The 12688-nt window shown below is 69.8% G+C and carries 11 protein-coding genes; 7 read left to right on the top strand and 4 right to left on the bottom strand.

Annotation, left to right across the window (positions count from 1 at the left end):
* Window position 1: 1 nt before the first annotated feature.
* From A3CE_RS0129990 to A3CE_RS0129980, 3 genes are all read right to left on the bottom strand, one after another.
* On the bottom strand, window positions 2-565 hold the full coding sequence (locus A3CE_RS0129990) for a TetR/AcrR family transcriptional regulator (protein WP_026469009.1): 564 nt from the start codon (window positions 563-565) through the stop codon (window positions 2-4).
* A gap of 133 nt (window positions 566-698) precedes the next feature.
* The gene (locus A3CE_RS59940; RefSeq protein WP_084642143.1) at window positions 699-1742 is read right to left on the bottom strand and encodes a glycoside hydrolase family 75 protein; all 1044 of its coding nucleotides are present in this window, start codon (window positions 1740-1742) and stop codon (window positions 699-701) included.
* 161 nt (window positions 1743-1903) lie between these two features.
* Window positions 1904-2608 carry an SDR family oxidoreductase gene (locus A3CE_RS0129980; protein ID WP_020643794.1) on the bottom strand — a complete coding sequence of 235 codons (705 nt, stop codon included), beginning with the start codon at window positions 2606-2608 and terminating at the stop codon, window positions 1904-1906.
* 101 nt (window positions 2609-2709) lie between these two features.
* Between A3CE_RS0129980 and A3CE_RS0129975 the strand changes: the two genes are divergently transcribed.
* A complete protein-coding gene (locus tag A3CE_RS0129975) occupies window positions 2710-3201 on the top strand; it encodes a winged helix-turn-helix transcriptional regulator (RefSeq protein ID WP_020643793.1) in 492 nt (163 codons plus the stop codon).
* A 99-nt stretch (window positions 3202-3300) separates the two neighbouring features.
* Window positions 3301-4461 carry an AAA family ATPase gene (locus A3CE_RS0129970; RefSeq protein WP_020643792.1) on the top strand — a complete coding sequence of 387 codons (1161 nt, stop codon included), beginning with the start codon at window positions 3301-3303 and terminating at the stop codon, window positions 4459-4461.
* A gap of 37 nt (window positions 4462-4498) precedes the next feature.
* On the opposite strand, the gene A3CE_RS0129965 is transcribed toward A3CE_RS0129970, so the two are convergent.
* Window positions 4499-5506 carry a LacI family DNA-binding transcriptional regulator gene (locus tag A3CE_RS0129965; RefSeq protein ID WP_020643791.1) on the bottom strand — a complete coding sequence of 336 codons (1008 nt, stop codon included), beginning with the start codon at window positions 5504-5506 and terminating at the stop codon, window positions 4499-4501.
* 152 nt (window positions 5507-5658) lie between these two features.
* Here A3CE_RS0129965 and A3CE_RS0129960 point away from each other — a divergent pair, with 152 nt between their 5' ends.
* The 5 genes from A3CE_RS0129960 to A3CE_RS0129940 are packed head-to-tail and all read left to right on the top strand — an operon-like array spanning window position 5659 to window position 12673.
* A complete protein-coding gene (locus A3CE_RS0129960; RefSeq protein WP_020643790.1) occupies window positions 5659-6741 on the top strand; it encodes an ABC transporter substrate-binding protein in 1083 nt (360 codons plus the stop codon).
* Complete coding sequence (locus A3CE_RS0129955; RefSeq protein ID WP_020643789.1) at window positions 6738-8294, top strand: sugar ABC transporter ATP-binding protein; 1557 nt, start codon at window positions 6738-6740, stop codon at window positions 8292-8294. Before A3CE_RS0129960 ends, A3CE_RS0129955 begins: the two co-directional genes overlap by 4 nt.
* The gene (locus A3CE_RS0129950) at window positions 8275-9225 is read left to right on the top strand and encodes an ABC transporter permease (protein ID WP_020643788.1); all 951 of its coding nucleotides are present in this window, start codon (window positions 8275-8277) and stop codon (window positions 9223-9225) included. Before A3CE_RS0129955 ends, A3CE_RS0129950 begins: the two co-directional genes overlap by 20 nt.
* Window positions 9222-10184 (top strand): ABC transporter permease, encoded by a 963-nt coding sequence (locus tag A3CE_RS0129945; protein ID WP_020643787.1) that lies wholly within the window; start codon window positions 9222-9224, stop codon window positions 10182-10184. The genes A3CE_RS0129950 and A3CE_RS0129945 overlap by 4 nt, the downstream gene beginning before the upstream one ends.
* A 26-nt stretch (window positions 10185-10210) precedes the next feature.
* Window positions 10211-12673: a glycoside hydrolase family 2 gene (locus A3CE_RS0129940; protein ID WP_020643786.1), complete on the top strand. Its 2463-nt coding sequence runs from the start codon at window positions 10211-10213 to the stop codon at window positions 12671-12673.
* Window positions 12674-12688: the final 15 nt, after the last annotated feature.

Below are 12688 nucleotides of genomic sequence, written 5' to 3'. Positions count from 1 at the left end.
CTCACACGAAGACGAGTGAGATCAGCTCGTCGACGAACGGCTCCACCAGCTCGGCCCCGGTCCGGTTGAGCACGCTGTGGAACAGGGCCACCCGCCCGTGCGCGCCGACGAACACCACGGCCGCCGCGCGGCCCGGGGTCACCCTCAGCAGGTGGCCGGCTTCGACGCAGCGCTCGAAGCCCGCCGCCAGGCGGTCGATCACGTCCAGCAGCGGGCCTTCCGCGCGGGCGCCGGGATCCGGGCGCGACGCGCCGTTCGCGAGCATCAGCCGGTAATGCCCCGGGTTCTCCATGGCGAACGTGCAGTAAGCGTGAATCTGCGCCCGCACCCGGCCGACGACGTCGGTTTCGCCCAGCGGCTCCTCCGCCGCGCACATCGCGTCGCGCAGCCGCGTGTATTCGTGGTCGAGCAAGCCGCGCACCAATTCCGCACGATCGGAAAAATGCTGGTAGATGCTCGCCGGGGCGATGCCGACCGCGCGCGCCACCCCGCGGATCGTCAGCCCGTCCTCGCCGCCCAGCTCGGCTAGCAGCCGGCCGGCCGCGGCCAGAATCTCCCCGCGCAGCCGTTCCCCTTCGCCCCAGCGGTTCCTCGTTCGGCCGTTTCCGGTTTCGACGTTTTCGGGCACCCACCCATTCATACGCCCGCGCCCGCCGGGCCGGTGTTCCGGGGTCCCCCAACGGGGGGACCCCGGAGCGTCAGTGGTTGTCCACGAACTGCCGGGCGAGCGCTTCGCCGGTGCTCACGGCGTTGGCGTGGCTCTCGATCGGCGTCACCTTCGAATTCTTGAAGAAAAGGTAGGTGACGCCCGAGTCCGTGCCGCCGTTCGACGGGTCCGGGTTGATCCCGAGCGAACTCGCGGTCGCATAGGACGCTTCGCCGATGATGTCGGTCGGCCCGGTGTCACCGACCACGGCGTAGGTCACCTGGTTGTTGTAGATCACCGCCACGACGCCGGCGCCCGCGATGCCGAACTTCCGGTAGTCCCAGGTACTGCTCGGGCTCGGCACGACGACGTACGGCAGTACCGCGGCGTTCAGCGGTTTCCCGTCGGACTGGTGGAACGCCGTGTCGGCCTGGAAGCAGCAGTCGGTGTTCTCGTTGCACTGCGAGGTCCGCTGGCCGTCGCAGTCGATGTCCATGTCGGCCTTCCAGAAGACCGCGTCCGAAAGCCCGCACACCGGGATCGTCCGGCTCGTCTCGGAGTCGGTCTTGTACTTGCCGCTGGAGATCTGGCTGCACGACGTCAGCTTGGCCAGCAGTTCGGACGCGCTCGGCGCCCCACCGCCGCCCCCGGAGTCGCCGACGGTCAGCGAGTCGACGTTCGGGCCGCCGTTCGCGGTCGTCGCGGTCGCCCGGACGGTGTGCGTGCCCGCGGTCAGCGTCACGGACACCGGCGTGGTGGCCCACGTCGTCCAGGCGCCGGTCCCGGCGAACGACGGCGTCGCGACGGTCGTGCCGTCGACGGCGACGGTCATCGGCCGAGCGGTCGTCGTGCCGTTGGCGAACCGCAAGGTCAGCGTCGTGCTGCCGGCGACGGCGACCGAGACCGGCCACTGGACGTAGGAGCCGGTCAGGTTGTCGTAGTTGACGAAGCCGGTGCCGGTGAAGCCGGCGTGGTCGGAGTTGACCGCGCCTTGGGAAATGGTGGCGTTCTCGGCTTCGTAGGTGGTAGTCGCGGCGTTCGCGGCCGCGGGCACGAACGCCGCTGCCAGCAGCGCGCCGACGGCCGCGATCGCCATGGCGATCGCGCGGGGTCTGTACATGATGACCTCCGACAGTTAGGAAAGTTTCCTTACTGTCGGAAAACGCTAAGTCGACATACCGCCACGGTCAATACGAACGGCGCCGGCTCCCGTTGACCGGGAACCCGTTCAGCGGGCCGACACCGTCCGAAGTGGACTCAAGACACCAGCGCCGGGTAGAGCCCGGTCAGGTCGCCGGCCAGCCCGGCGCGCACGTTCCGGCTGATGTCGTCGGCGATCACCTCGAAGCGGCCCTGGGCGACGCCGTCGAGCGCGAGACCCGCCACGATCGCCGGGTCGGCCTTCGGCCCGTCGACGTTCTTGGCCATGTCGGTGTCCATGTAGCCGACGTGCAGCCCGGTCACCAGGGTCTTCTGCGGGGCCAGTTCCAGGCGCAGCGCGTTGGTCAGCGACCAGGCCGCCGCCTTCGCCGCGGAGTACGCCGCGACCTGCGGCGCGGTGAACCAGGAAAGCACGGAGAGCACGTTGAGCACCGCGCCGCCGCCGTTGCGCTCCAGCACGGGCGCGAACTCGCGCGTCACGCCGAGGGTGCCGAAGTAGTGCGTGTCCATCTCCAGCCGGATGTCGTCGAGGGACCCGCCGAGCAGCGACGCCCCGGTGGACGAGCCGGCGTTGTTGACCAGCAGCGTGACGTCTCCGGCGATCGCGGCGGCTTCCCGGATCGACTCGGGGTCGGTGACGTCGAGCTTCAGCGGGACCACCCCGGGCAGGTCGACCGATTCGGGATTCCGCGCGGCGGCGTAGACCTTGGCCGCGCCGCGCTCGAGGAGGGCGGCGGCGAACTGACGGCCGAGCCCCCGGTTGGCTCCGGTGACCAGCGCCACCGCACCCGTGATCTCCATGACGAACTCCTCTCGCATCTGGCTTGCTCGTTGCAAGCTAGCTACGGCCGACCCTACGGCGTAAACTTGCTCGGAGCAAGTCAGCACGAAGGGATCACACGATGAGCCGTCGCATCACGTGGGAGGACGCCTCCTGCCCGATCGCCCGCGCCGCCGACGTCCTCGGCGAGCCGTGGACGCTGCTGATCCTGCGCAACGCCACCGCGGGCACCACCCGGTTCGAGGACTTCCGCGCCCAGCTCGGCATCGCCGACAACGTGCTGACGACCCGGCTGGCCAAGCTCGTCGACCGCGGCCTGCTGACGAAGCTCCCCTACCGCGACGGCGGCCGCACTCGCCACGAGTACCGCCTCACCCAGGCCGGCTCGGACGCGTTGCCGGTGCTGCACGCGCTCGGCGCGTGGGGTGACGCGTACACCGCGACGAAGAGCGAGTACGGCCCGACAGACCTGGTCCACACCCGCTGCGGGCAGCTCACGCGACCGGGCGCCAAGTGCGACAACTGCGGAAAACCACTGGTCAGGGCCGACCTCGCGTGGCGCGGCTCCTGGCTCGGCGAAGGCGAGATCCCGCTGGCGGACCCGGTCGGCTGAGCCAGGCCGCGACGGTCCGTGAATGGCACATCGAGGGACTCTACGTCTCTCAATGTGCCATTCACGGACTTGCGACGGGGCGCCCGCTAGGTTCGGGGCATGCTCACCACGCTGGCCGTCGAGAACTACCGCTCGCTGCGTGATCTGGTGATCCCGCTGTCGGGCCTGACCGTCGTCACCGGACCGAACGGCAGCGGCAAGTCCAGCCTGTACCGGGCGTTGCGGCTGCTGGCGGACGCGTCGCGCAACGGCGCCGTGGCGGCGCTGGCCCGTGAGGGCGGGCTGCCGTCGACGCTGTGGGCCGGGCCGGAGAACGGCGTGCGACGGGGCACTTCGCGGGTTGAGGGCAAGGTGCACACGAAGGCCGTCGGGCTGCGGCTCGGCTTCGCCGGCGACGAGTTCGGCTACGCGCTCGACCTGGGGTTCCCGGTGCCAGGCAAGAAGACGCTGTTCAACCTCGACCCGGAGTTCAAGCGGGAAGCGGTGTGGTCGGGACCGTTCCTGCGGCCGGCCGCGTTGCTCGCGGACCGGGCGGGCCCGTCGGTGCGCACCCGCGTTTCCTCCGGGGCCTGGGGCGAGGACCGGTTCAAGATCCGGTTGACCGACAGCATGCTGAGCGAGTTCTCGGACCCGCGGGCGTGCCCGGAGCTGCTGGTGCTGCGGGAACGCATCCGGTCGTGGCGTTTCTACGACCACTTCCGCACGGACGCCGACGCCCCGGCCCGCCAGTCCCGCATCGGCACCCGCACCCCGGTGCTGTCCCACGACGGCGCCGACCTCGCGGCGGCCCTGCAGACGATCATCGAGGTGGGCCACGCCGAGGGCCTGGCGGAAGTGCTCGACGCGGCGTTCCCCGGCTCGACCTTGGAGGTGCGGCGCTCCGAGGACGGCCTGCTGTCGGTCGAGTTCCGCCAGCACGGCCTGCTACGGCCGCTGTCGGCGGCGGAGCTGTCCGACGGCACGCTGCGGTTCCTCCTGTGGGTGGCGGCCCTGCTGACCCCGCGCCCACCGGAGCTGCTGGTGCTGAACGAGCCGGAGACGAGCCTCCACCCGGACCTCCTGCCGGCCTTGGCGACCTTGATCGCGACGGCGGCGAAGGAGACCCAGCTGGTGGTGGTGTCGCACGCCCGGCCCCTGATCCGCGCACTGGCGGAGGTGACCGACGTGGGCACGGTCGAACTGGAGAAGGAGTACGGCGAGACGAAGGTGGCCGGCCAGGGCCGCCTCGACCGGCCTTCGTGGCACTGGCCGTCCCGCTGACCAAAGCACCCCAATGTGGCATTGGGGCGTTGGGGTCTCAGCGGCCGCCGCGGGTGCTTTCGCGGATCTCCAGAGCGAACGGGGTCTGGATGTCCTGCGGCGGGGACGTCGTGTCTCCGGTGATCCGCCGGTGCACGAGGTCGACCGCCGCCTCCGCCAGCGCCGTCTTGTCCGGCGCGATCGTCGTCAGCGACGGCAGCGAGAATGCGCTCTCTTCGTTGTTGTCGAAACCCACGATCGCCACGTCGTCCGGGACTCGCAGGCCCAGCTCGGCCACCGCCCGCAACGCGCCGACGGCCAGGAGGTCGTTGAAGCAGAACACTCCGTCGGGCGGCGAGTCCAGGGCCAGCAACGACTTCATCGCCGCCGCCCCGACCGACCGGTGCCACTTCTCCGCCGGGGCCACCAAAGCGTCCGAATAGGACAAACCCGCCTCCGACAGCGCCGAACGATAACCGGCCAGCCGCTGGGACGACGTCCCGCGCGCCGGGTTGCGGCCGATCGCCGCGATCCGCGTGCGGCCCAGCGAAGCCAGGTGGGACACCGCCGTCCGGGCGGCCAGGACGTTGTCGATCGCCACGTGATCGAAGGGCACGTCCACCGCGTGCTCGCCCAGCATGACCAGCGGGATCCCGCCCGGATCCGACGGGAAGTCCGCCGCCTCCAGCGCCTCGGGGTGCACCAGGGCACCGTCGACCAGGTGGGGCCCCAAGGACGACAGCGTCTCCCGCTCCCGCTCCCGTGTCCCTTGCGTCTGTTCGATCAGGACGCTCCACCCGCGCTTCTGCGCCGCCGTGATGACCAGCCCCGCCAGCTCGCCGAAGTACGGGATCGACAATTCCGGCACCATCAGCGCGAGGAACCCGGTGCGGCCGCGGCGGAGGTTGCGGGCGCCGATGTTCGGCCGGTACCCGGTCGCCGCCAGGGCTTCCTCGACGCGCCGGCGGTTCTCCGGCTTGACGAAGGCGTAGCCGTTCACGACGTTCGACACCGTCTTCACCGACACTCCGGCGAGCATGGCGACGTCCTTGAGCGTCACGGTCACGAGCGGGTCCCTTCAGAGAGTGAGCACGAAGTGTAGCGAGCGGCTGCCGGTTTACAACGTTGTTCCAACGATGTAAAAAGTACCTCAAGACTCCCGGAGTGAGGCGTATCACTCCGGAGAGTGGGCCCAACGAAGCTGCCCGAGGAGTCGCCGTGCTCTTGTCCTCCCGTCCCCGGCTGGTCCTGGCCACCGCAGCCACCGCGGCCGCCGCCGCGCTGACCCTCACCTCCTGCACGAGCAGGGAAGAAACACCCGCGGCGCCGTCGAGTGGGGGTGGGCCGGCCGCGAGTGCCCAGTCCGCCGCGCCGGCCGCCGACGGCTGCACGCTCGCCAAGACCGGTTACCCCAAGGTCGACCTCAAGACCGCGGTGGTCGGTTTCTCCCAGTCCGAAAAGGAGGCCAACCCGTTCCGGATCGCCGAGACGCAGTCCATTCGCGACGAGGCCGCGAAGCTGGGCATCGGCAAGCTGCTCGTCACCAACGCCCAGAGCGACCTCAACCGCCAGATCAGCGACATCAAGTCGCTGCTCGACCGCGGCGCCCAGCTGCTCGTCGTCGCGCCGCTGAACTCCGACGGCCTCCAGCCCGCGCTCGACGCGGCGAAGGCCAAGAAGGTCCCGGTCGTCACCGTCGACCGCAAGGTGACGTCCCAGCCGTGCGGCGACTACCTGACCTTCATCGGCTCGAACTTCGTCGAGCAGGGCAAACGCGCGGCGCAGGCCATGGCGAAGGCGACCGGCGGCACCGGCAAGGTCGTGATCCTGCTCGGCTCGTCCGGCAACAACGTGACGACCGACCGCACCCAGGGCTTCAAGGACGAGCTGGCGAAGACGCCGGGTCTTTCGGTGGTCGCCGAGCAGACCGGTGAGTTCGACCGCTCCAAGGGCCAGTCCGTGATGGAGCAGCTCGTCCAGAGCCACCCGGACATCACCGCCGTGTACGCCGAAAACGATGAGATGGGCATCGGCGCGGTCAACGCGCTGAAGACCGCAGGCAAGTCGCCGGGCAAGGACGTCAAGGTCGTCTCGATCGACGGCACCCGCAACGCCGTGCAGCTGATCGTCGACGGCAGCTACAACGCCGTGATCGAGTCCAACCCGCGCTTCGGCCCGCTGGCCTTCCAGACGCTGCAGAAGTTCGAGAACGGCGAGCCGATCCCGGCGAGCATCGTCATCACCGACGACCAGTACGACGAGACCAACGCGGCCCAGAAGGTCGGGAACTCGTACAAATGACGGCAGCCACCGAAGTGCTGACCGCACCGGTGCTCGAGGTGACCGGGGTGACCAAGCGGTTCCCCGGCACCCTCGCCCTCGACGACGTCGGCTTCGCGCTGCGGCCGGGCGAGGTGCACGCGCTGGTCGGCGAGAACGGCGCCGGCAAGTCCACGCTGATCAAGGTGCTCACCGGCGTCTACCAGCCCGACGAGGGCGAAGTGCGCCACCTCGGCGAGCCGGTGACGTTCAAGCGGCCGATCGACGCGCAGCGCGCCGGGATCTCCACGATCTACCAGGAGGTCAACCTCGTCCCGCTGATGAGCATCGCCGGCAACGTCTTCCTCGGCCGCGAACCGCGCACGCGCACGGGACTCGTGGACTGGCCGAAGATGCACGCCGACGCCCGCGAGCTGCTCAAGGGCTACGGCGTCGACAACGATGTCAAGCGCCCGCTGCACACGCTCGGCGTCGGCGCGCAGCAGATGGTCGCGCTGGCCCGCGCGGTCTCGACCGACGCGAAGGTCGTCATCATGGACGAGCCGACGTCGTCGCTCGAACCCCGCGAGGTCGAGACGCTGTTCGAGGTACTGAACCGGCTGCACGCCGAAGGCATCGCGATCGTCTACGTCAGCCACCGGATGGACGAGCTGTACCGGGTGTGCGACAGCGTCACCGTGCTGCGCGACGGCCGAGTCGTCCACAGTGGACCGTTGAGGTCCTTGCCGCGCATCGAACTGGTGTCGCTGATGCTCGGCCGGGAGATCCGCCAGATCCGCGAAGAGGGCGTCACGGCGTTCGGCGAGGAACACGACGTCGAGCGCGAGCCGCTGCTCAAGGCCGAAAACCTGTCCGGGATGCGGAAGCTGCACGACGTCTCGGTGAGCATCCGGCCCGGCGAGGTCGTCGGCCTGGCGGGACTGCTCGGCTCCGGCCGCAGCGAGACGGCGCGGGCCATCGTCGGCGCCTTCCCCCTGGCTGGTGGTTCTGTCCTGCTGGCGGGAAAACCGTTGCGAAAAGGCAAGATCAAGGCCGCCATGCGCGCCGGGATCGCGTTGCTGGCCGAGGACCGCAAGACCGACGGGATCATCCCGAACCTGTCCGTCCGCGAGAACATCGTGCTTGCCGCGCTGCCGGCACTGTCGCCGTTCGGCCTGGTCAGCAAGGCCAAGCAGGACCGGATCGTGAAGACCTTCATGGACCGCCTGCGGATCAAGGCCGCGAGCCCCGAGCAGAAGGTGTCGGAGCTGTCCGGCGGCAATCAGCAGAAGGTGCTCCTCGCTCGCTGGCTGGCCACCGGCCCGAAGATCCTGCTGCTCGACGAGCCGACGCGCGGCATCGACGTCGGCGCCAAGGCCGAGGTCCAGGCGCTGATCGACGAACTCGCCCAGGAAGGGCTCGGCGTGCTGCTCATCTCGTCCGAGCTGGAGGAGCTGATCGACGGCTCCGACCGCGTGGTCGTCCTGCGCGACGGCTCGGTCGCCGGCGAGCTGACCGGCGAAGGTATCACCGAGGAAAACATCCTGGCGGCGATAGCGACGGAGGGTGACAACGATGTCCAGCGCCACCCTTGAGCGGGCGAAAGTCACCGCGTGGCTGCAGGACTACGGCGTCTACCTGGCCGTCGTCGTCCTGCTGCTGTTCAACGTCGTGTTCACCGAGAACTTCCTGTCCGCGGCCAACTTCCGCACGCAGCTGGTGCAGGCGGCACCCGTCTGCATCGTCGCACTCGGCATGGCGCTGGTGATCGGCACCGAGGGCATCGACCTGTCGGTCGGCTCGGTGATGTCGATCGCCGCCGCGCTCATCCCGCTGTACCTCGGCGCGGGCCCGCTGACGGCGATCCTCGTCGCCGTCATCGCCGGGATCGTTTCCGGCCTGTTCAGCGGATATCTCGTGGCCTACCTGGGCATCCAGCCGATCATCGCGACCCTCGCCCTGCTCGTCGGCGGCCGCGGGCTGGCCCTGGTGATCGCCCACGGCCAGCTCGTCCAGCTGCACAACCAGGACTTCCTGGCGCTGGGCACCGGCGACGTCCTGGGCGTGCCGATCATGGTGATCGTGGCGGCTGTGCTCGCGGTGCTGGCCGGTCTGGTCGTACAGCGCACGACGTTCGGACGGCACCTGGTCGCGGTGGGCGGCAACCGCGCGGCGAGCACCCTGGCCGGGCTGCCGGTGAAACGCGTGCTCGTCGGCGTCTACGTCATCTCCGGGGCCCTGGCCGCGGTGGCCGGCGTGCTGGCGACGTCGAGGCTGGGCGCCAGCGACCCGAACGACCTCGGCCTGCTGATGGAACTGTCCGCGATCACCGCGGTCGTCGTCGGCGGCACCCCGCTGACCGGCGGCCGGGTCCGCGTGCTCGGCACCGTGTTCGGCGCGCTGCTCATGCAGCTCGTGCACGCCACCCTGATCAAGCACAACCTGCCGGACTCGACCGCGCAGATGGTCCAAGCGGCCATCATCGTCGCCGCGGTCTACGTGGCCCGCGAGCGGAGCAAGCGATGACCACCACTCAGAACGCCGCGTTCGCCGGGGTGCTGCAACGGCAGGGCGCGGCCGTCGTCCTCGTGCTCGGCATCGCCGCCGCGTGGTTCGCCTTCCCGCGCTTCGGGTCCGTGGACAACCTGCGCGACCTGGCGCTGCAGGGTTCCTTCCTGGCGATCATCGCGCTCGGCATGACGTTCGTGATCATCTCCGGCGGCATCGACCTCTCGGTCGGCTCGAACTACGCGCTCGGCGGCGTCTTCGCCGCGTACGGCGCGCAGTACGGGCTGCTCGTCGCGATCGTCCTGCCGCTCGCCGTGTGTTCGCTGATCGGGCTGGTCAACGGCCTGCTCATCGCGCGCACCGGGATGGCGCCGTTCATCGTCACCCTCGCCTCCCTGCTGTTCGCGAGGGGACTCCTGCTCGCGCTGACGTCCGAAGGTGCGACGACGTACAAAGTGGACCCTGGCTCGGCGTTCCTCTGGCTCGGGCAGGGCACGATCTTCGGCATCGGCGTGCCGGTGTACCTGACGCTGATCCTGTTCGCGCTCGGCGGGCTGCTCCTGCGCCGCACCCGGTTCGGCCAGTCCGTGTTCGCCGTCGGCGGCGCCGAACAGTCGGCGTTGCTGATGGGTCTTCCGGTGGCGCGCACCAAGATCACGCTCTACACGCTGAGCGGCGCCCTCGCCGGGTTCGCCGGCGTCCTCACCGCCGCGTACCTGCAGTCCGGTGTCACGGTGATCGGCGTCGGCACCGAGCTCGACGCGATCTCCGTCGTCGTCATCGGTGGCACGCTGCTCACCGGCGGCGCGGGGACGATCGCCGGCACCCTCGTCGGCGTGCTGCTGCGCACGCTGATCCAGAACGTCATCAACCAGATCGGCACCCTCGACTCCAGCTACCAGACGGTGGTGAGCGGGGCCTTCCTGCTTGTCGTCGTGGTGATCCAGCGCCTGCTGGCACGTTCCCGAACCCGCTGAACGGTCCCCTACCAGGAGGTTCGACGATGTTCCGCCCCGCCCGCCTCGCCGCCGCACTGGCGCTGGTCTTCACCGGCCTCGCGGTCCCCGCCGCGAACGCCGAGTCCCCACCACAGTGGCAGCGGCTCACCCCGCCGCTGTCCACCCCGTGGACCAACGACGTCTCCCCCGCCAACGCGCTGCCGGACTACCCGAGACCGCAGCTGACCCGCGACAAGTGGCAGAACCTCAACGGCGTCTGGGAGTTCGCCTCGGCCAAGCCCGGCGAGGCGGCCCCGGTCGGACGTTCGCTGGGAGAGCGCATTCTCGTGCCCTACCCGGTCGAATCCGCGCTGTCCGGGATCATGCGCCACGAAACGCAGATGTGGTACCGCCGCACGTTCCAGCTGCCGCGCGACTGGCGCGGGCAGCGGATCCTGCTGCACTTCCAGGCCGTCGACTACGACGCGACGATCATCGTCAACGGCAAGACCGTTTCGCGGCACACCGGCGGCTACGACAGTTTCTCCGTCGACGTCACGGACGCCTTGACCACCGCGCGCGACCAGGAACTGATCGTCGGCGTCGCCGACCCGAACGACCAGGGCGGGCAGCCGATCGGCAAACAGCGCCAGCCCGGCGACGGCATCTTCTACACGCCGACGTCCGGCATCTGGCAGACCGTCTGGCTGGAACCGGTGGCCACCGCGCACATCGACCGCTTGGACGTGACGCCTGATGTCGCGAGTGGATCGGTCACGGTGAACGCCGTGGTCGGCGGCCCGGTGCGGCAGCGCGTCGAAGCCGTCGCCTACGACCACGGCCGCCCGGTCGGCCGCGTGAGCGGGGACGCGAACAAGCCGTTGAAGCTCAAGGTGGACCGGCCGCACCTGTGGTCGCCGGACGACCCGTTCCTCTACGACCTGCGCGTGCGGCTGTCCACAGGGGACGAGGTCGGCTCGTACTTCGGTATCCGGTCGATCAGCGTCGGCAAGACCGCCGACGGCAAGCAGCGGATGCTGCTCAACGGCAAGTTCGTCATGCAGGTCGGCCCGCTGGACCAGGGGTTCTGGCCGGACGGCATCTACACCGCGCCGACCGACGCGGCGCTGAAGTTCGATCTCCAGCAGGAAAAGGCGCTCGGCTTCAACATGGTGCGCAAGCACATCAAGGTCGAGCCGGACCGCTGGTACTACTACGCCGACAAGCTCGGGCTGATGGTGTGGCAGGACATGCCGGCGATGAAGGACGACGTCGAACCGTCCGCGGCCTCGCGCGTCAATTTCGAGTCCGAGATGCACCGGATGATCGACCAGCACCGCAGCTTCCCGTCGATCGTCACGTGGGTGCCGTTCAACGAGGGCTGGGGCGACTACGAGGTCGGCCGGATCGCCGACCAGGTCAAGGCCTGGGACCCGACACGGCTGGTGAACGCCGAGTCCGGCGTCAACTGCTGCCGCTCCGAACCGGACAGCGGCCGCGGCGACATCTACGACGACCACAGCTACACCGGGCCGGGCACGCCGGTGCAGACCGGCCCGCGCGCGGCGGTCGACGGCGAGTACGGCGGCCTCGGCCTCAAGGTCGCCGGGCACGAGTTCGACGCGGCGGGCAGCTTCGCCTACGAGATGGAACCCGACAGCGCGACGCTGACCCGGCGCTACGGCGAGCTGCAGCAGCGCCTGCTGCTGGTCGCCCAGCGGTGCGGCGTCTCGGCCGGGGTCTACACGCAGACCACCGACGTCGAGAAGGAGGTCAACGGCTTCTTCACCTACGACCGGCAGGTGAAGAAGATGGACTTCGCGGCGGTCCGCGCGGCGAACCTCGCGGTGATCAAGGGCGCCACCGGCACCCCGGTGTCCGGGCCCTCGGTTCCGGCGGGCACACCCGGGATCGACGGCATCGCCGCGTACCCGTTCGACGAAAACGCGGGCACGGTCGCCGCGGACGCGGTCGGCGACCACGACGCGACGCTCGTCGGCGGCGCGTCCTGGACGGCCGGGAAGAGCGGTTCGGCGCTGGCGGTGAACGGCTCGGGCCAGTACGCCGACACCGGTGCCGCCCTGCTGAACACCGAAGGCAGCTACAGCGCGGCGGCGTGGGTGAAGTTCAACGCCGTCGGTGACGGCTTCCAGACCGTGGTGAGCCAGGACGGCGACAGCAACAGTGCGTTCTTCCTGCAGTACTCGGGCGCGGACCACCGGCTGGCGTTCAGCTTCGTGGGCACGCGGGCCCTGGCGCCTGCCGCGCCTGAGCCGAACCGCTGGTACCACCTCGTCGGCGTCCGCGACGCGGCGTCGGGCACGCTCAAGCTGTACGTCGACGGCCAGTTGGCGGCGACGAAGAGCGTCTGCCTCGGCGAGGCGTCGACCGGGCACACGGTGATCGGCCGCGGCAAGTACGGCGGCGGCCCGGTGGACTTCCTGAACGGCGCGGTCGACCAGGTCCACGTCTACGACCGCGCACTGTCCGATTCGGACGTCAATGCCCTGTTCACCAGCGGGAAGTAGTCAAGGCAACCAGTA

It is taken from the genome of Amycolatopsis balhimycina FH 1894, assembly GCF_000384295.1.
GTDB classification, from domain to species: Bacteria; Actinomycetota; Actinomycetes; order Mycobacteriales; family Pseudonocardiaceae; genus Amycolatopsis; species Amycolatopsis balhimycina.
The sequence above is the reverse complement of the archived record's forward strand: the minus strand, read 5'-3'. Positions and strand labels throughout refer to the sequence as shown.

Bases quoted from the DNA above. Each gene is read 5' to 3' on its own strand.
- A3CE_RS0129970 (WP_020643792.1), top strand. From the start codon at position 3,301: ATGCTCACCACGCTGGCCGTCGAGAACTACCGCTCGCTGCGTGATCTG.
- A3CE_RS59940 (WP_084642143.1), bottom strand. From the start codon at position 1,742: ATGGCGATCGCGGCCGTCGGCGCGCTGCTGGCAGCGGCGTTCGTGCCC.
- A3CE_RS0129980 (WP_020643794.1), bottom strand. From the start codon at position 2,608: ATGGAGATCACGGGTGCGGTGGCGCTGGTCACCGGAGCCAACCGGGGG.
- A3CE_RS0129955 (WP_020643789.1), top strand. From the start codon at position 6,738: ATGACGGCAGCCACCGAAGTGCTGACCGCACCGGTGCTCGAGGTGACC.
- A3CE_RS0129940 (WP_020643786.1), top strand. From the start codon at position 10,211: ATGTTCCGCCCCGCCCGCCTCGCCGCCGCACTGGCGCTGGTCTTCACC.
- A3CE_RS0129975 (WP_020643793.1), top strand. From the start codon at position 2,710: ATGAGCCGTCGCATCACGTGGGAGGACGCCTCCTGCCCGATCGCCCGC.
- A3CE_RS0129950 (WP_020643788.1), top strand. From the start codon at position 8,275: ATGTCCAGCGCCACCCTTGAGCGGGCGAAAGTCACCGCGTGGCTGCAG.
- A3CE_RS0129945 (WP_020643787.1), top strand. From the start codon at position 9,222: ATGACCACCACTCAGAACGCCGCGTTCGCCGGGGTGCTGCAACGGCAG.